The 16,280-nt window shown below is 61.1% G+C and carries 18 protein-coding genes; 9 read left to right on the plus strand and 9 right to left on the minus strand.

Features of this window, described 5'->3' with window-relative positions:
* Positions 1-300: 300 nt before the first annotated feature.
* Positions 301-918, plus strand: a complete 618-nt coding sequence (locus ACYQ2I_RS03450; RefSeq protein ID WP_460165596.1) for an FmdE family protein — start codon at positions 301-303, stop codon at positions 916-918.
* A gap of 98 nt (positions 919-1,016) precedes the next feature.
* Entirely contained in the window at positions 1,017-1,802 is a 786-nt protein-coding gene (locus ACYQ2I_RS03455) for a sulfite exporter TauE/SafE family protein (RefSeq protein WP_460165597.1), read from the plus strand.
* Positions 1,803-1,876: 74 nt separating this feature from the next.
* Here ACYQ2I_RS03455 and fabF read toward each other — a convergent pair whose 3' ends face one another.
* The 5 genes from fabF to ACYQ2I_RS03480 all read right to left on the minus strand — a co-directional run bounded on the left by fabF (position 1,877) and on the right by ACYQ2I_RS03480 (position 5,924).
* On the minus strand, positions 1,877-3,160 hold the full coding sequence (gene fabF / locus ACYQ2I_RS03460) for a beta-ketoacyl-ACP synthase II (RefSeq protein ID WP_460165598.1): 1,284 nt from the start codon (positions 3,158-3,160) through the stop codon (positions 1,877-1,879).
* A gap of 146 nt (positions 3,161-3,306) precedes the next feature.
* A complete protein-coding gene (locus ACYQ2I_RS03465; RefSeq protein WP_460165599.1) occupies positions 3,307-3,810 on the minus strand; it encodes a 3-hydroxyacyl-ACP dehydratase FabZ family protein in 504 nt (167 codons plus the stop codon).
* Between the two features lie 168 nt (positions 3,811-3,978).
* Entirely contained in the window at positions 3,979-4,371 is a 393-nt protein-coding gene (locus ACYQ2I_RS03470; protein ID WP_460165600.1) for an acyl carrier protein, read from the minus strand.
* A gap of 191 nt (positions 4,372-4,562) precedes the next feature.
* Positions 4,563-5,315, minus strand: coding sequence for a 3-oxoacyl-ACP reductase family protein (locus ACYQ2I_RS03475; RefSeq protein ID WP_460165601.1), 753 nt, complete (start codon positions 5,313-5,315; stop codon positions 4,563-4,565).
* A gap of 99 nt (positions 5,316-5,414) precedes the next feature.
* Positions 5,415-5,924, minus strand: a complete 510-nt coding sequence (locus tag ACYQ2I_RS03480; RefSeq protein WP_460165602.1) for a 3-hydroxyacyl-ACP dehydratase FabZ family protein — start codon at positions 5,922-5,924, stop codon at positions 5,415-5,417.
* Positions 5,925-6,571: 647 nt separating this feature from the next.
* Here ACYQ2I_RS03480 and ACYQ2I_RS03485 point away from each other — a divergent pair.
* From ACYQ2I_RS03485 to ACYQ2I_RS03510, 6 genes are all read left to right on the plus strand, one after another.
* A complete protein-coding gene (locus ACYQ2I_RS03485; protein WP_460165603.1) occupies positions 6,572-7,021 on the plus strand; it encodes an Hsp20/alpha crystallin family protein in 450 nt (149 codons plus the stop codon).
* Between the two features lie 71 nt (positions 7,022-7,092).
* Complete coding sequence (locus ACYQ2I_RS03490; RefSeq protein ID WP_460165604.1) at positions 7,093-7,488, plus strand: Hsp20/alpha crystallin family protein; 396 nt, start codon at positions 7,093-7,095, stop codon at positions 7,486-7,488.
* Between the two features lie 72 nt (positions 7,489-7,560).
* On the plus strand, positions 7,561-8,055 hold the full coding sequence (locus ACYQ2I_RS03495; RefSeq protein ID WP_460165605.1) for an Hsp20/alpha crystallin family protein: 495 nt from the start codon (positions 7,561-7,563) through the stop codon (positions 8,053-8,055).
* 240 nt (positions 8,056-8,295) lie between these two features.
* Positions 8,296-9,474 carry an 8-amino-7-oxononanoate synthase gene (bioF, locus tag ACYQ2I_RS03500; protein ID WP_460165606.1) on the plus strand — a complete coding sequence of 393 codons (1,179 nt, stop codon included), beginning with the start codon at positions 8,296-8,298 and terminating at the stop codon, positions 9,472-9,474.
* Positions 9,475-9,537: 63 nt separating this feature from the next.
* On the plus strand, positions 9,538-10,227 hold the full coding sequence (locus ACYQ2I_RS03505; RefSeq protein ID WP_460165607.1) for a hypothetical protein: 690 nt from the start codon (positions 9,538-9,540) through the stop codon (positions 10,225-10,227).
* A gap of 86 nt (positions 10,228-10,313) precedes the next feature.
* On the plus strand, positions 10,314-11,168 hold the full coding sequence (locus ACYQ2I_RS03510; protein ID WP_460165608.1) for a sugar phosphate isomerase/epimerase family protein: 855 nt from the start codon (positions 10,314-10,316) through the stop codon (positions 11,166-11,168).
* 17 nt (positions 11,169-11,185) lie between these two features.
* On the opposite strand, the gene ACYQ2I_RS03515 is transcribed toward ACYQ2I_RS03510, so the two are convergent.
* On the minus strand, positions 11,186-11,647 hold the full coding sequence (locus ACYQ2I_RS03515) for a hypothetical protein (protein WP_460165609.1): 462 nt from the start codon (positions 11,645-11,647) through the stop codon (positions 11,186-11,188).
* A 150-nt stretch (positions 11,648-11,797) separates the two neighbouring features.
* Here ACYQ2I_RS03515 and ACYQ2I_RS03520 point away from each other — a divergent pair, with 150 nt between their 5' ends.
* Complete coding sequence (locus ACYQ2I_RS03520) at positions 11,798-12,847, plus strand: nitrilase-related carbon-nitrogen hydrolase (RefSeq protein WP_460165610.1); 1,050 nt, start codon at positions 11,798-11,800, stop codon at positions 12,845-12,847.
* A 20-nt stretch (positions 12,848-12,867) separates the two neighbouring features.
* On the opposite strand, the gene ACYQ2I_RS03525 is transcribed toward ACYQ2I_RS03520, so the two are convergent.
* From ACYQ2I_RS03525 to ACYQ2I_RS03535, 3 genes are all read right to left on the minus strand, one after another.
* Positions 12,868-13,824: a hypothetical protein gene (locus ACYQ2I_RS03525; protein ID WP_460165611.1), complete on the minus strand. Its 957-nt coding sequence runs from the start codon at positions 13,822-13,824 to the stop codon at positions 12,868-12,870.
* Positions 13,825-13,961: 137 nt separating this feature from the next.
* Complete coding sequence (locus ACYQ2I_RS03530) at positions 13,962-14,948, minus strand: DUF1559 family PulG-like putative transporter (RefSeq protein ID WP_460165612.1); 987 nt, start codon at positions 14,946-14,948, stop codon at positions 13,962-13,964.
* A 138-nt stretch (positions 14,949-15,086) separates the two neighbouring features.
* Positions 15,087-16,271 carry a GTPase gene (locus ACYQ2I_RS03535; RefSeq protein ID WP_460165613.1) on the minus strand — a complete coding sequence of 395 codons (1,185 nt, stop codon included), beginning with the start codon at positions 16,269-16,271 and terminating at the stop codon, positions 15,087-15,089.
* Positions 16,272-16,280 lie beyond the last annotated feature (9 nt).

The following is a 16,280-nucleotide window of genomic DNA, read 5'->3' on the forward strand; positions in this document are numbered from 1 at the left end:
CGGTCCCGCGGCACCGCGAGGATCGAACGAAACAAGAAGTCTCGAAATCGGCCAGAATTACTTGTAACGCCGTTTCGGGGTGGAGCATCTATGCTTTGAGTGTGCGTAAGCAAAAGAGCCGATCGGCATGGCCGAGGGACGGTCTCTGCTGGCCGGCAATCGCTTTTGCGTTTTTTTAGAAACAAATATTGCACATTTGGCCAATACAGCAAGAAAACCGTGCGTTTCATGTGGTGACATGGGTGTGAGGTGGGCCGTTTTCGGCTCCCTCGTGCGTTTTCAGGTTGAAAGGAGCATGCGATGATCGATCCGAAGGCGTATCTAGAGGCAGGGATGGCGTTTCACGGTCACAAGTGTCCCGCAATGCCGATGGGGCTGCGCGTGGGGGCCGCTGCGATGAACAAACTGGGGGTCGACAGGGCAAAAGACGGGCAATTGGTTGCGCTGATCGAAATCGGGGACGACCATTGTGCGACTTGTTTCGCCGACGGCGTTCAGATGATTACCGGCTGCACGTTCGGCAAAGGCAACATCAAGAAGTTGCACTACGGCAAGTGGGGCGTGACGCTGATCGACAAGAAGACGGGGCGAGCCGTTCGGGTTTCGCCGCGGGCGGAGGCGATGGCCGCCAACAAGAAAACGCCTTTCTTCCAGGAATACCGAATGAAAGGGGTGCCCGCCTCTCAAGTGCCCGACGAAGTGGCTCAACCTCTCGTCGAAAAGGTCATGTCGGCCCCCGAAGAACAGATCATGCTGGTGGGCGAAGTGTTCGAATACCACTGGCAAGACCCGCCGCACTCCTTTGAGAGCTTTGTCTGCGATCTGTGCGGGGAAATGGTCGTCGAGCCGTACGGTCGGTTGTTGGGCGACAAAAAAGTGTGTATCCCCTGTCGTGAGCAGGCGACCAAGGTTGAGTGAACATCCTCGATGGCCTGCCGGTCGAAGGTTTCCGGTCCACGACCTGGATTTTGGGCATTGCCTTTCCGTGTTGAAAACGCCCCGGAGGAGGCCGAACCATGTTGATCGTGCTGGGCGCGTTGATGTTTCTTGTCGCGATCGTCTTTTCGATGATCGGGCAGGGAGGCGGTGTCCTCTACACGCCTATCCAGGTGTGGGCCGGAATCGATTTTCACGTAGCGGCCACCACGAGTTTGTTTCTGATCATGGTGATGTCGCTGTCGGCTTCGCTCGTGTTTCGTCGGGCGAAGAAGATCGACTGGGCGATGGTCTTGGTGTTGGAGTCGAGTACTACCTTGGGCGGTTTCGCGGGCGGATTTGCCTCGGGAGCCGTCTCGGGAAAGGTGCTTTCCGTATTGTTCGCGCTGCTGGTGGCGATCGCCGCGTTTTTCATGGTTCGCGATGTAAAAGTGCCGCATTCGTGCGAGGAGGGGCGTTCCGGTTTCCTTCGGTGGCAGCGGCGCCTGGGGGACCAAACGTATTGTTTGAATCTTGCGCTCGCGCTGCCGATCTCGTTCGTGGCCGGGCTGGCCAGCGGAATGGTCGGCGTAGGCGGCGGAATCCTCAAAGTGCCGATGATGGTTTTGTTGTTCGGCATCCCGATGGATATCGCCGTGGGATGCAGCGCGTTGATGGTCGGGATTACCGCCGTCGGCGGGTTCGTCGGCCATGTCGCAAGCGGCCACTGGGACTGGAAAACATCCCTCGTGCTGGCTGCGGCCGTCTTCCTCGGCGGCCAAATCGGCAGCCGGATTTCGATCGGCCTCGACAAGCAGAAGCTCAAAAGAGGGTTCGGCTGGTTTCTGTTTGTGCTGGCGGGAGTGATGATCGCGCGGCTGTGGTGATCGGCGCCCACCTGCTGCGCAGACGATCAACGAACCGAACCCGAAGTTGCCCGCCGTTTCCGCGTTCCGAGCCTTCAGCCGGTGAATCGCTTGGCGATCAGGGTGATGTTTTGCCCGCCGAAGCCGAAGCTGTTGGAAAGGGCGATGTCGCAGCGTGCCTCGCGGGCTTGGTTGGGAACGTAGTCCAGATCGCAGTCGGGGTCCGGCTCTTCGTAGTTGATCGTCGGCGGAAGGACGTTGTCCCGGATCGCCAGCAGGCAGATCACCAGTTCGGTTGCGCCCGCGGCGGCGATCAGGTGGCCCATCATGCTCTTCGTGCTCGACACCGGCACCTTGTAGGCGTAGTCGCCGAACACCCGCTTGATGGCCAACGTTTCGACCTTGTCGTTGACCGAGGTGCTCGTACCGTGCGCGTTGATGTAGTCGATGTCTTCGGGGTTCAGGCCGGCATCTTGTAACGCCATTTGCATGCAACTGATCGCGCCGCGGCCTTCCGGGTGGGTGTCGGTGATCCGGAAGGCGTCGGCGGTCGAGCCGTACCCGACGATTTCGCCGTAGATGCGGGCGCCGCGTTTTTGCGCGTGTTCCAGCTCTTCCAGGACAACCATCCCCGCACCTTCACCGAGCACGAAACCGTCGCGCAGGCGATCGAAGGGCCGCGAGGCCTTGTGCGGCGGATCGTTCTGCGTACTCAGCGCGGTCAATAGGTTGAAACCGGTCACGCCGAACGGATGGATCATCGTGTGCGTTCCGCCGGAAAGCATCACGTCGGCCTCGCCGCGACGGATGATTTCGACGGCCTCGCCGATGGCCTGGCTGCTGGCGGCGCAGGCGGTCAGGCAGTTGATGTTGGGGCCTTGCGCGTTGAACAACCCGGCGAGATGCCCCGCAGGCATGTTGGGCTCTTGTTCGAGTTCGGCCACCGGGTGGAGGATTTCAAGGCCCTTTTTGGTGAACTTGACGATGTCGAGTTCACCGTCTTCCAGCGCGGCGACCATCATTTGGGTGAAGCGGTCGAAGTCCTGTTGGCCCTCACCGCTGCCGGTGTACACGCCGAATCGCGTCGGGTCGACGTCGCTTTCCTGAAGCCCCGAATCGGCCCATGCTTTCTTGGCCGCGCCGACGGCGAAATGGGTATGCCGCCCCTGGTATTTCCAGTCGTCCGGGTTCTCGCCCACGTCCGAGAGATCCCAGTCTTTGACCTCGGCCGAGATCTTCGTGGGGAAGTTGCTGGCATCGAACAGGGTCGTGTAGCCGATACCGGATTCACCCGCCAATAGGCGACGCCACACGGTTTCGAGGTCCGCCCCCAACGGTGTGACGAATCCCATTCCGGTGACGACAACTCGGCGTCTCATGTGTGCGACTCCCGCGATCATCCGTTACGTGTCAACGCTGATAGTTCGCGTGCAAGTTAGCTTATCCGCAAATCCGTCGATTGCCCAAGAGGGATCTTGCCTTTTTTGCCCTGCTTTTCGATTTTCCGGCCGTGATCGGGCGGCCCTCAGCTTGTTTGTGGTTCTTCGGTCAGCGGGCTACCATCGGGCTTGTGCCCCACGTCGTACGCCCGCAAGATGCGCATCATGTGCGTCAGGTCGCCTGGGTCGAACAGTTCGCGATCGGCTTCGCCGTTGAGGCACGCGAAGACGAGTTCCAGTTCGGCCTGAAGCTCCTCGCCGCGGTGGCTGGTTGCCGAAACGATGGCGCCGTCGTCGTGAAGACTTTCGATCTGGACCGTGTAGGTCAGCGTGTCGCCGGGACGGGCTTCGAAGTAGAACTTTGCCCGCGGTACTTTTGCCAGCACTACCTTTTGCCGGAACGCATGGTATTCACACACCAGCAGTCCCCCGGTTTGCGCTACGCCTTCGATGATCAACGCCGCGGGCATCAGGGGATAGCTGGGAAAGTGGTCGTGCAGGTGGTCTTCGGCCAACGAAATGTTTTTCACGGCCTTTGCCCGCACACCGCTTTCGAATTCCAGGAAACGATCGATCCAATACCAGCGCATCGAACAGCCCGTATCCAATTGTTGAACGGCGCCCGGAGAGGCTCCCTCACCGGACGATGACCAACGGTATGCCCTTGCGAACCGGAATTCGTGTCGCAAAGGCGCGAATCGGCCGTCGGTCCGCGCACGGGCGGACCGACGGTCCGTGGTGTGTTTGCGATGGCCCGACTACTCGGCCGTATTGAGCTTGCTTTCCACGAAACGGCACATGTCGGCCACGGTCAACAAGTTGGCGAAGTCTTGCACCAACGGATTTTGGGCGAACTGCTCGAGATCGGCAAACGGCATTCGCTTGCGGAGTTCTTCCAAGCCTTTTTCGGTGACTTTGCCGTCTTGCACGTATTCGGGGTTGGTGAGTACGTCTTCGGGGAACAGCTCGCCGCGCGGGATCTTGATATCGAACGCCTTTTCGAGCTTGAACACGATGTCCAGGAAGTCGATGGACTCGGCGCCCAAATCGCCGACCAGGGTGGCCTCGGGCGTGACTTCGTCCTCGTCCACCGCCAGGGCATCGACCAGAACCTCGCGGACTTTTTCGAACACTTCCTCCTTACTCGGCATGTTCTCTTCTCCCTGTGAGTTTGATGGATTGTTCGCGAACTGCCCGTCGGCAATCCGGTTTGTTTGGAACGGCACGATTATCAATCACATTGGAACGATCGATGCCCCCGGGCCTCGAATCGTTACGCAGTTTTCTGTAATTGCCCCGTTTTGCCGATTTAACTTGTTGCGGTGCGGCGGCAGCGAGCAGCTCAGTAACCGCCGAGACTCAGGCCGCCGTCCACGCGGATTACTTGTCCGGTGATGTAGCTTGCCTCGTCGGAAACCAAAAAGGCGACGACCGAGGCGACCTCTTCCGGCACACCGATCCGCTTCAGCGGGATGATCTTCTTGATCTGATCACCGGCGAGCCCGCGGACGGCCTTGCTCATGTCGGTTTCGATCATGCCGGGAGCGACGGCGTTCACGCGCACTTTGCGGGCGGCCAACTCTTTGGCCAACGCCCGCGTCATTCCGTTGATTCCGCCTTTGCTCGCGGCGTAGTTGACTTGACCGCGGGAGGAAAACTCGGCTGCCGTACTCGACAGGTTCACGATGGCCCCGCTGCGCTGTGAGATCATCAAGGGAGCGACCGCCCGGCACCATTGATACGTACCGGTCAGGTTCGTTTGGATGACCTCGTCCCACTGTTCGGGCAACATGGCGCCGAACAGGCCGTCGCGGACGATTCCCGCCGAGTTGACCAAGATGTCGATGCGGCCGTGCTTTTCGCTCAATTCGTCGACGATCTTTTGGGTTTGCTCGGCATCGCGGACATCGGCCTGTCGGGCGTCGACGGTCAGGCCCTTCTCCGCCAGCTCGTCGACCAGCGATTGAGCCGCTTCTTGGTTGCTTTGGTAGGTGAACGTAACGACGGCGCCTTCTTCAGCCAGACGGGCGACGCATGCACGTCCGATGCCGCGGCTGCCGCCGGTGACGATTGCAATCTTGCCTTTGAGGTCCATGACTTCGATTTGCGGTCGTGGGATTCGTGAACAAGCAAACTGGAAACGTAAAGTGTATGGCCCACCCGTGCTCGGGCACACGTGTTCGGAACGGCGGCCTCAGTTCACGGCCACCCCGGCGGCTTCGGCCACATCTTGCGGGCACAAAATGTGAAAAAGCTCGAGGATGTCGTTTTTCAACGAGGCGTCGAGGGCCCGGTTACCGGGCGTGTCGTCGAGGTCGGCCAGGTTGTACCGTTCCAGCGTGAGTCGGGCGCCGACAGTCGTGCGATCGCCGAGGCGGCCATGGGCACGCACCGTGGTGAACCGGTCGTCGTGATCGGTCACTTTGACGGTGACGGTGAGTGTTTGTCCCGGCTCGACGAACTGTCCGTACTTGACGCCACGGGTTTCCCGCAACACCACCATCGTGTGCTGGAAATCGTCGGTGATGCGGACCAGCCATGCGGCGGCCTGGGTCATGGCCTCGAGCATCAGCACGCCCGGCATGACGGGGAAACGGGGGAAGTGATCGCCGAGATACTCCTCGGCCAACGTCAGGGCCTTGATTGCGACCAGCTCCTCGCCGGGACGCACGCTCACGATTCGATCGATCAGGGAAAACCGCATGGATGGCTCGGTGGACTGCTGGAAATGGGCAATCTCTGTCAATGTCGGCGATGCCGACGATCGTGTCGATTTCGTGGAAAATCAAACAACTCAGTATAGTGGGGGCCGGGCCGGGCCACAACCTCGCCCGGCCGGCGTCGGCTGTTGCACGCAGGCTGCGAACGCACAAGGCCGATTGTCAGTCTGATCGGCATCTTTTCCTTGTCCGCTCGAATCGGAGCATCCGCTTTGCGGTGAAACGACGCCGAATCACCGTTCCAATGTTTGAGACAGGGAAGGATGGGGGGGATAAAACGGGTGGTGTCGAATTTTTGAATCCATCGCGGGGCGGTATTCGTGTACCTCTCTGGTCTTCTGTCATTTTGGCAGGTTGGAGCGAATGACCCGGATAGGGGGATTTGCGTCTTAAGTGCTGATCGGTTGGTGGGTTATGTCTATTTTTCGGATGCGGCACGGGCTTTGCACTTTCCGCTTTGACGGTGGACGAGCGAGTCGCCACCTTCGGGGTGATCCGCCGTGATCGTGTCGTGAAAAAAGGCCGATTCGGCGGTGTCGAATAAACGGCGGCGGATTCATTCGCCGAGATACCGCCATCGACGGGTACTTGCGGCTTTCGTAACGGGGACAATGAATAGGGGGAACCGATCATGACTTTCTACGCTTTTCCGAATCGACGGGCTCTCAATGACTTGCGACGCGAAATGGAACGCGTCTTCGCGAACGTCATGCAGGATCTGCCCGATACGCCGTGGGCGGCGCTGCGGCGTGAACGTCTGCCGGTCAATGTGATCGAAACCGACGAGGCCTTTTTGATCGAGTCCGAAATCCCGGGCGTCGCGCCCGAGGGCGTCGACATCTCGGTCGTCGGACGTGAGTTGACGTTGAAGGTCGAGCGTCCCGACGAGGCGGACGAGAAGACCACCTATCATCGTCGCGAACGGCCGGTCGGAACGGTCACCCGCATCGTCCGGCTACCGGCGGATATCGACGCCGACGGTGTCGAGGCCGACCTGAAGCAGGGAGTTCTGACGATCATGGTGCCCAAGGCCAAAGAGGCCAAGCCCAAGAAGATCCGCGTGACGACCCCGGCCGAATGACGGCGGCCGGCCGCACTTTGCGGATCGACGGTGTAAGCGGAACCTCGATCTTTGTGAAAGGAGCCCGAACCATGAAAACGACCGAAAGCAAAACGCCTGCGGAAAATACGCCCGTGGCCGAACATACCCGAAGCGGAGTCTTCTTCCGTCCTGCGGTCGACATCATCGAGCTGGAAGACGAGCTGTTGGTCGTTGCCGATGTTCCCGGTGCCGACCCGAAGAACATCGACGTGAGTTTCGAGGATCACACGCTCACGTTGCACGCCAAGGTCGAACCGCGATGGGGAGAAGACGTGAAATTCGTCGCCCAAGAATACGACGTGGGTGATTTCTACCGCGTGTTCCAGGTGGGCGAGTCGATCGACGCGCAGAAGATTTCGGCCGAGTATCGCAACGGCGTGCTGACGCTGCATTTGCCGAAGGCCGATCTCGCCAAACCGCGGAAGATTCAAGTGAAAACCGAATAACGGCAGATATTCGGCGGCAGGCGCGATCGTCTCGCCGCACGTGGTACCAACCGATTACGGGAGGATCAAGCCATGGGTCTGATTCCGTGGAAAGGCAAACGGGAACCGGTGCGGGTCGACGAGAACCCGTTCGAACAGATTCGCGCCGAGATGGACCGTCTCTTCGAATCCTTTTTTGAGGCACCTGGTCGGATCGGTTGGCCCGAATTGCCGGCCGTTTGGGGCGGCGGGGCCTTCCAGCCGGCACTCGACGTCGCCGAAACCGATCGCGAGGTCGTCGTGCGCGCCGAATTGCCGGGGCTCGACAGTGACGATTTCGAAATCGACATCACCGGCAATCAACTGGTGATCAGCGGCGAGAAACGGGAATCGCACGAAACGCACGACGCCGAACATTGTTACAGCGAGTGTCGGTACGGCCGTTTCGAGCGATCGGTCGCGCTGCCCGAAGGCGTCGATACCGATCGCGCCGAGGCCGAATTTGCCAACGGTGTGCTCACCTTGCGGATTCCGAAACTCAAGTCGGTCCAAGCACGCAAGATCAAAGTGAAGGTGAAGAAGTCGTAAACTGCCGGATCGGCAGTCGTGCATCGTGTTTTCGATTTGAACGCACGTAACAATTCGCCGGACGCCCATTTCGAGGCTATGGAACACCCCCGAGCGATGCCCGGGGGTTTTTTTGTCGAAGTGTCGCCATCTTCGAAGGGGTGAAGCGCCGCTCGAGCGGTCGCCTTGGCGGCGTGGGGGAATCGAAGTATCCTGCGAGAAATACGCTACGCATGCCGTCTTCCCCGGAAGGAGTTCGATGTGGGCGATCCTCTCGCATGGTTGAACGCGGCGCTGGAGGAACGCAAAGCGCAGGATTTGTATCGCAGCCTGCGCGATCGCGGCTCGGCCCAGCGGGCGCAAATCGTGCTCGACGGTCGGCAGCTCGTGAACTTCGGTTCGAACGACTACCTGGGGTTGGCGTGCGACGAACGGGTTTGTCGGGCGGTCGTCGAAGCCGTCGAACGATTCGGTTGGGGGGCGGGAGCCAGCCCGCTGGTCACCGGCCACAGTACGCTTCATCGCCGGTTGGAAGAGAAGCTGGCCGACTTTGAAGATACCGAGGCCGCGTTGGTGTTTCCGTCGGGCTTCGCGGCCAACTGCGGGACGTTGGCTTCGTTGGCATCGCAGGGCGATGTCATCTTCAACGACCGCAAGAACCATGCCTCGCTATGGGACGGCTCCCGGTTGTCGAGGGCGGACGTGCGCGTCTATCCGCACAACGACGTGCGCGCGCTGGCGAAACTGTTGGAGCGGTACGCGGCACGCTATCGGCGGCGGGTGATCGTCACCGACACCGTTTTCAGTATGGACGGCGACTTGGCACCGCTTCCCGAGTTGGCCGAGCTGGCCGAGAAGTACGAAGCGATCTTGGTCGTCGACGAGGCGCACGCGACGGGCGTATTCGGCGAGAAAGGAACCGGCGTCGTCGAACATTTCGGGTTGAAAACCCGCGTTCCCGTACGCATCGGCACGTTGAGTAAGGCGCTCGGATCGCAAGGCGGGTTTGTGGCGGGCGATCGTTGCTTGATCGAGTGGCTCGTGAATCACGCGCGGTCGTACATTTACTCGACGGCCTCACCGGCGGCGGTAGCGGCGGGATCGCTCGCGGCGCTGGAGATCGTTCGCACCGAGCCGCATCGTCGACGTGAATTGCTGGAGTGTGCCGAGGGCTTGCGTCGTGCGCTGCGCGCGCAAGGGTGGCGGTTGGGGCCGAGCGAGAGTCAGATCGTGCCGGTGATCGTGGGGACGCCGGATCGGGCCGTGCGCTTGTCGGCCGCGCTGTACGAACGCGGCTTCTTCGTGCCCGCGATTCGACCTCCGACCGTGCCCGAGGGCGAAGCGTGCCTGCGGATCAGCGTGATTCAACCGCATTGCGAAGAGGCTGTTGCGCGACTGATCGACGCGATGGCATCGCTGCGAAAGACGTTCGGCGATTGACGAGGCGACGGTGCCTTCGGCTCGGCGACGTGTGCAACGGGGGTGTTTCCGGCGAGTGCAGACATGAACTACCTGGCCCACGCGATTTCATTGCTCGATCGGCCCTATTTGGCGGCGGGGACGGCCGTTCCCGATTGGCTGTCGGTGGTCGATCGTCGCGTGCGCCTGCGCCGCCGACATCTGGAGCATGCGATACACGATGAGGATCCCGTCGTTGCCGACATCGCCCGCGGAGTACGCCTGCACCTCGATGAAGATGCCCTCTTTCACCGCACCGAAGCCTTCTCCCAAACCTTGGCCGAAATGACGCGGTTGATTCGCCGGACGCTCGACGGAACGGGAAACGGCGACGGCCGCCTGCCGGCCCAATTCTTGGCGCACTTGTTGACCGAGGTGTTGCTCGATGCGACGCTCGTCGAACGGTTTCCTGAGAAGGTTGAGGCGTACTATCGGCTGCTGGACGAGTTGGACGTGATCCGGTTGGAAGCGGTGGTGACGGATTTGGCACCGCGTCCGCCGCGGGGATTGGGGGCGTTCGTTTCACATTTCTCGCGGGCGCGCATCTTGTGGGACTATCTCGAAGATGCCAAACTGTTATCGCGGATGAATCAAGTGATGGGAAGAGTCGGATTGCCGAAGCTGGCCACGCAGTTTCAAGCGGTGTTTCCCGTGGCCCGGTCGTTGGTGGCCGATCACGCCGGGGCATTGCTCGAAGGGACACTGGCCGCCGATATCCTGGACGGGGTTTGGTGATCCGAGACTCGAACCGCCTTGCCGGTCGTTCGAGGCGATGTGCAACCCGACGAACGACGTTCCCCCCTAACCGAAGGAGACGTGCCATGCGATTCGGAATCAATCTGCTGTTGTGGACCGATACTCTGAACGACGCGTGCCTTCCGTTGTTGGACGACGTGAAGGAATTGGGATTCGACGTGGTCGAGCTGCCGGTGTTCGATCTCGACAACGACGAGAACTACAAAAAATGGGCGGCGAGGATCGAAGAGTTGGGGCTCGGCTGCACGGCGACCGCCGTCCGCGGACCGGAAGAAAACATGATCAGTGCCGACCCCGAGGTCCGCAAGCGGGGCATCGAAGCCAACAAGCGAAACCTCGATTGTTGTGCAATGTTGGGCGCCGAGGTCATGGCCGGACCGTTCCATTCGGCATTGGGGGTATTCAGCGGAAAAGGTCCCACCGAGGACGAATTCAAATGGGGCGTCGATGCCATGCGCGAAGTCGCCGAGCATGCCGAGAAGGTGGGCGTGACGTTGGGCGTCGAGTATCTCAACCGCTTCGAATGCTATTTCCTGAACACGGCGGCCCAAGGGGCGAAGTTCTGCGATGCGGTGGGGCATCCCCGGTGCAAGATGATGTACGACACCTTCCACGCCCACATCGAAGAGAAAAACATTCCCGAGGCGATTCGCACACTCAAGGATCACCTCGTACACGTGCACATTTCGGAGAACGACCGCAGCACGCCCGGCTCGGGGAACGTGCGCTGGGATGCGAATTTCGACACGCTGCACGAGATCGGCTACGACGGCACGATGGTCGTCGAGGCCTTCGGACTGGCACTCGAAAAGCTCGTGCCCGCCACGAAGATTTGGCGGCGGATGTACGAATCGGAAAAACAGTTGGCCGGCGACGCCTTGAACTTCATGAAGGCCGAAGTCGCCAAGCGGTGGGGCTGATCGCATCTCGGGGAACGTTATGATTCGGCGGTGGTTTGTTCCCGCCGAACGCGTTCCACGATCGCCGCAATCTCGCCCGCCTCGAGCGCCCGCTCGAACGATCCCAGGTCGTCGTACAACGCGTGGCTCAAGAACTTGATCGCCCAGTTGTGCCGCATGGGGCTGATCGTCAACACGACGGCCCCATGTTGGTACGCTTCCCACATTTCGATGGCCGTTCCCATCGACGCTTGTGGTACGAATGCCACCAACACGTCGACCGAGCGGCACATGCGGTTGTGGTGGAAGAAGACCTCGCGGCCGGTCATGCGGTCGTAGTCCAACGAGTTGCGGTGATCGGCCAAGGGGTCGTAGATGTCGGCGTCGGCAAAATGCCGCGCCAACGCTTGTTTGAGGCGTTCGCGGTAATCTTGCTCGTGTAGGCCCTTTTCCGTCTTCGAGCCTTGCATGATCCCGGCGAGGAAGAATTTCAGCGACATATGCTTGTCCGTCGAAAACGCGGCTTTCAGGATCGTTCGACGCGATGATCGGCCGCGGGCGATGTTCGATGTCCCGGGCCGAAAACGAGGTAAACCCTCATTCTACCCGCCACGCGACGCGGCAGGGTAGAGGCGTCGGAGACACGCGGGGTGTGCAACACACGTGTTTCGCAGGAAGAAGAGAAGATGATCGAACGGTACTACGCGGCCTGCTGTCAAACGAACTTTCCCAACCCCAAGGATCGCAGCGAAATCCATCGTCGAATCGGCCGGATGATCGAGATGATCCACATGACCCGCGAAGGGTACGAGCCGTTTTTCGACGTGCGGTTGTTCGTGTTTCCCGAGTTCGCCCATGCCGCGCCGGTTTACGAGAATGTCGGCGATTTGCACGACAAGCTGGCCGTCGAGATCCCCGGCGAATTCACCGATCGCTACATCGAAGTCGCCCGCAAGCTCGACGTGTACATCCAAACCGGCAGCTTTCTCGAGCGTGACCCGAAATGGCCGGGGCACGTGTTCAATACGACATGCCTGATCGGTCCGGAGGGAATTCTGCTGAAGTATCGCAAGGTGCATCCGTGGCTGCCGTGGGAACTGCACACCAGCCCGCACGATCTGCCGGGATATTCGGAGCCGATGTACCCCGTCGCCGAAACGCCGATCGGCCGGATCGGGGCGGCGATCTGCTACGACTGGCTGTTTCCCGAGGCGATCCGGCAGTTGGGCCTGGCCGGTGCCGAAGTGCTCGTTCGCGTCTCGGCGTACATGGATCCCTGGGGAACGGCACAGCCGTTGGACTGGTGGACGCTCATCAACCGCACGCGAGCCGTTGAGAACGTGGCTTATGTGGTCGCCTGCAATCAGGCGGCTTCGTTGAAGAACTCTCCGCCGTTCAGTTGGCCGGGCGGCAGCATGGTGGTCGATTACGACGGGCGCATTCTGGCGCAGGCGTCGCCGGGACCGGGGGAACAGGTCGTCGTGGCGCCGATCGATCTGGCCGCGTTGCGGGCCGACCGCCGTCGCCGTCGCGGACACGTGATGCCTGCCCATCTGCGCATGGAGAGCTACCAAGCATACCAACGACCGTGCTATCCCGGTGCGACGTGTCACACGCCGCCGTCGATGCCCGGCCAGGAAGAGCGCACTCGTGAGGGCAAACGCCGCTGGCTGGGTGAACCGGAAGAATCAGTGGAGTGAATTCCCGGAACGGCGACCGATCACGACTCGTTTTCTTCAAGCCCGGCGAGCGGTTCGGCGAGTGAGGCCGGATCGTCCGAGTCGTCGAGCGAGGGTGCCGCGGGCTCACCTTCCGTGGCGGTTTCGGGCAGCCGAAGTTCGGCATGGGCCTCGAACCCCGGCGGTCGGAATTGCGCGTCGGCGATGACGAGCCGGCCCAGGTCGACACTCACCTTGTAGGCGGCGGGATCGTCGCCCAGCCCGATCGTCGCGTGTTCGGCGGCCGCGTCGGTCCGGTCGATGTGATCGACGGAAACGAGGAGTTCCGTGTCGGGACCGGGACGATTGATCGACACGCCGGCCAATACCAGAAAATGCGTCGGCCCGTGCACGGATAGGGTCGTCAATTCTTCAACCGCACGGCGAGCTTGCAGTCGTGCGTTGGCGATCGCGGCGAACAGCAAGCGAACGTCCGGCGATACGGAAGCATCATCGGCGAGCGCGGCCAGGCGAGCGGCTCCCAACGTTTCGCGAAGTTCGGCGGCGGCCGGGATCGGTTCATCGCCGCGCAGCGCCGCGGTCAAGGCGCCGCAACAGGACGATTCTTGGCCGTATCGGGGGAAACGTCCGAAGCGGAATCCGTCGCTCGTTTCGATCACCCCGACATGGGCGTTGATCTTTGCGACGATGACGGTGATACCGTCGTCCTCGGCTGCCGCATAGTGCGACTCGGCCACGGCCAGGGCACCCGGTTCGTACCGACCGCCGAGATTGATCGAACGAAACGGCGCGCGACTTCCGGGCTTCAGGCCCGGCAACATGCGTTCGGCGAACCAGCGTTGGAAGGCGTCGGCACATTCCCACTCGGCTTCGTCGGAGCACGTGACGTGATAGGCGCCGACCCGCGTCGGCTGGAGTCGTCCCACAGCCAGCCGTACGCGATCGAGAATCGTGACCATCGATTCTTCGCGGCCGATCAACTTTTCCAGTTCGTTCACGGGCGGTACCTCCTATTCCGTGTCGGCCTCGAACGGCCAAAGGCCCGAACCATCCATCGAAAAAGGGCCGTTTCCGCAAAGGACGACGGCCCTTGTGTCGTGCGATCGAATTTCACCGTGAACGCGGCGAACCGAGCTTATTGAATCTTGCTGGGATCGAATACGCCCGAGATTCCGGCAAGGAAGCTGTCGGGCGTCATGATGTGCTTGTAGGTCGTCCAGTCGACGTTTTCGTTCAGGATGATGCTGTGGGCATCACAGAAGAATACGATGACCGCGCCTGGGTGATGCGAAGACGGGCGGGCGAACAAGGTTCGCGGATTGCTGACCAGGTCGGGCGGCGCGTTGTCGACGCATTTGTTGATCCGACCCGGTCGCGCCTCGGTGGCGTAATCGCAGGTGTTCGCCGGCGAATCGCTCCAGGTGAAGCACAAGTCGGGTTCCCGCGGGGCGGTCGGACCGGCCGAGCCGATCGGAACCCAACGGGTGGCTTGCAAATTCTCCGATAGCAACAGCGTGTTGCTCGACCCGTCATGAGCACCGAGATAGTCCATGCTCATGTACTTGTAGTAGGCCTTGGGGACGAGGACGCCGGAGGGAAGTATTCCGTTGTTGAAGAATACGCCGTGCTGAAGTCCTTCGGTGTTTGGATTCGTCGGATCGTCCGGAATCCCGCTGTTGACGACGTACGAGCACACCGGTGCGGTCGACGCGTTCGGCCGCGGATCGCTCGGGCATTGCAGGAACTTCAGCGGCACGGCACCGTCGGCTTCCCGTTGCGCGAGCGTTCGCCCGTTGTCTTGCCAAATGCGTTCCAAGTCGTTCCGTTCGAGGTACGACAACAGCGGGATCATCCACGAGACGACGACCGGGTCATCGGCCGTACCGTCGTTGTTGTCGTCCGGATCGATAATCTGGGCGTAGGCCGGAAAGTGACCTTTCGACGATTCATAGTTGACCATCGCCGTCGCCAACTGCTTTTGATTGTTCATGCAGCTTGTGCGGCGACCGGCTTCCCGCGCAGCCTGAACGGCGGGGAACAACAACGCGACCAGCATCCCGATGATGCTGATGACCACCAACAACTCAACGAGGGTAAACCCCTGTCTGCGACGAGATACCATTTGGTTCCTCCCAAGATCCGAAGAGAAGGCACCTTGCCCATCCCTATTTTCACAGATTCTCACACCATTTTCCACCATTTTTGGGCCGAATCGGGGAATTCGACCGGTTGCCGAGGCCGCCCACCCGCTCACAAAGGGTTATTCCAGCAGGGCCTCAAGTGCTGAAATTGCCGATTTTAGGAGTTCCTCGGACGAGTCGGACAGTGCCCGACGGGCTGTTTGCAGTAAGTCGACCTGGCGGGGGGTGAAAGGTACGGGCGCATCGGTGCCCGGCGGATCGGGAATCAGTCGCCGAGCGATCGTTTCCACCAGCCGCTCGATTCCCTCACCTGTTGCGGCGCTGACGGCGCAGTCTCCCTCGATTGAGGCGTTCTCGGGATGGGAGGGGAGATCGATTTTGTTCCACACGAAAAGGGCATCGGGGAAGCGGTTTCGCAACGCGTGGTTGCAGGGTACCGAACGATCCTGAACAAGCAGCGTCAAATCGGCCTCACCGGCAGCCCGCTCCGCCAGTCGGGTCCCGGCCAATTCCAGCGGATCGCCTGTTTCGCGCAGCCCGGCCGTATCGCAAAGCCGGATCCACCAACCGCCCACGGTGGTTTCGGCGGTGACCAGGTCGCGCGTCGTTCCGGGACGCGGATCGGTAATCGCCCGCTCGTATCCGACCAGTGCGTTGATCAACGTGCTCTTGCCGGCATTCGGCGGGCCGATGATGCACACCTGCCACGGTCGTACGAGGTGCAACCCCACAGACGCACGCGCGAGGAGACGTTCGACACGAGCGAGCGCGTGCCCGCTTCGGCCTTCGCTCAAGGCGCCGTGAATCGCCCTCAGCTCGGACCGCAGGGCGCCTCGATATTGAGCCAACAGGATTTTCGCGGCCGAGGGAGTGCGTGCATCGGCAAGCGAGGCCACGGCTTCGGCTTCGATGCGCCCGGACGACCGGCGGGCGAGGGCGTCTTGCCACCGTTCCCGCTGCGCGCCGAGCGCTTCGCAGCGGCCCAAAATGGCTTCCACGATCTGCGGCCCGCCGTGGGAATGAATCTCGTAGCGTGTCGGTTCGAATCGAACGACGACGACCTGTTCCGCGGCACCGTCGTCGGTCAACGGGACGGACGCCGTCAGCGGACGCAGAAGGGGAACCTGCTCGGCCGTCCGGTTGGGAAAGACGACGAGCCGCTCCACGATGCGGACAGCGTCCCTCCCCTCGATCGAAACGACCGCCACACCGCCGCGACCGGGCGGAGTCAGCCGGGCGACAAAGCATTCGCGCTGTGTATCATCGTGCGAGCGCAACGGCGATTGCGAATCGTGCGGGTTCATATCGCCGAT

The organism is Thermostilla marina, from assembly GCF_054657455.1.

Excerpts from the sequence above, each read along its gene's own strand:
- ACYQ2I_RS03465 (WP_460165599.1), bottom strand. The coding sequence starts at position 3,810 with ATGCGCTGGTATTGGATCGATCGTTTCCTGGAATTCGAAAGCGGTGTG.
- fabF (WP_460165598.1), bottom strand. The coding sequence starts at position 3,160 with ATGAGACGCCGAGTTGTCGTCACCGGAATGGGATTCGTCACACCGTTG.
- ACYQ2I_RS03490 (WP_460165604.1), top strand. The coding sequence starts at position 7,093 with ATGAAAACGACCGAAAGCAAAACGCCTGCGGAAAATACGCCCGTGGCC.
- ACYQ2I_RS03450 (WP_460165596.1), top strand. The coding sequence starts at position 301 with ATGATCGATCCGAAGGCGTATCTAGAGGCAGGGATGGCGTTTCACGGT.
- ACYQ2I_RS03515 (WP_460165609.1), bottom strand. The coding sequence starts at position 11,647 with ATGTCGCTGAAATTCTTCCTCGCCGGGATCATGCAAGGCTCGAAGACG.
- ACYQ2I_RS03535 (WP_460165613.1), bottom strand. The coding sequence starts at position 16,271 with ATGAACCCGCACGATTCGCAATCGCCGTTGCGCTCGCACGATGATACA.
- ACYQ2I_RS03495 (WP_460165605.1), top strand. The coding sequence starts at position 7,561 with ATGGGTCTGATTCCGTGGAAAGGCAAACGGGAACCGGTGCGGGTCGAC.
- ACYQ2I_RS03510 (WP_460165608.1), top strand. The coding sequence starts at position 10,314 with ATGCGATTCGGAATCAATCTGCTGTTGTGGACCGATACTCTGAACGAC.
- ACYQ2I_RS03475 (WP_460165601.1), bottom strand. The coding sequence starts at position 5,315 with ATGGACCTCAAAGGCAAGATTGCAATCGTCACCGGCGGCAGCCGCGGC.
- ACYQ2I_RS03455 (WP_460165597.1), top strand. The coding sequence starts at position 1,017 with ATGTTGATCGTGCTGGGCGCGTTGATGTTTCTTGTCGCGATCGTCTTT.
- ACYQ2I_RS03485 (WP_460165603.1), top strand. The coding sequence starts at position 6,572 with ATGACTTTCTACGCTTTTCCGAATCGACGGGCTCTCAATGACTTGCGA.
- ACYQ2I_RS03480 (WP_460165602.1), bottom strand. The coding sequence starts at position 5,924 with ATGCGGTTTTCCCTGATCGATCGAATCGTGAGCGTGCGTCCCGGCGAG.
- ACYQ2I_RS03470 (WP_460165600.1), bottom strand. The coding sequence starts at position 4,371 with ATGCCGAGTAAGGAGGAAGTGTTCGAAAAAGTCCGCGAGGTTCTGGTC.
- ACYQ2I_RS03530 (WP_460165612.1), bottom strand. The coding sequence starts at position 14,948 with ATGGTATCTCGTCGCAGACAGGGGTTTACCCTCGTTGAGTTGTTGGTG.
- ACYQ2I_RS03505 (WP_460165607.1), top strand. The coding sequence starts at position 9,538 with ATGAACTACCTGGCCCACGCGATTTCATTGCTCGATCGGCCCTATTTG.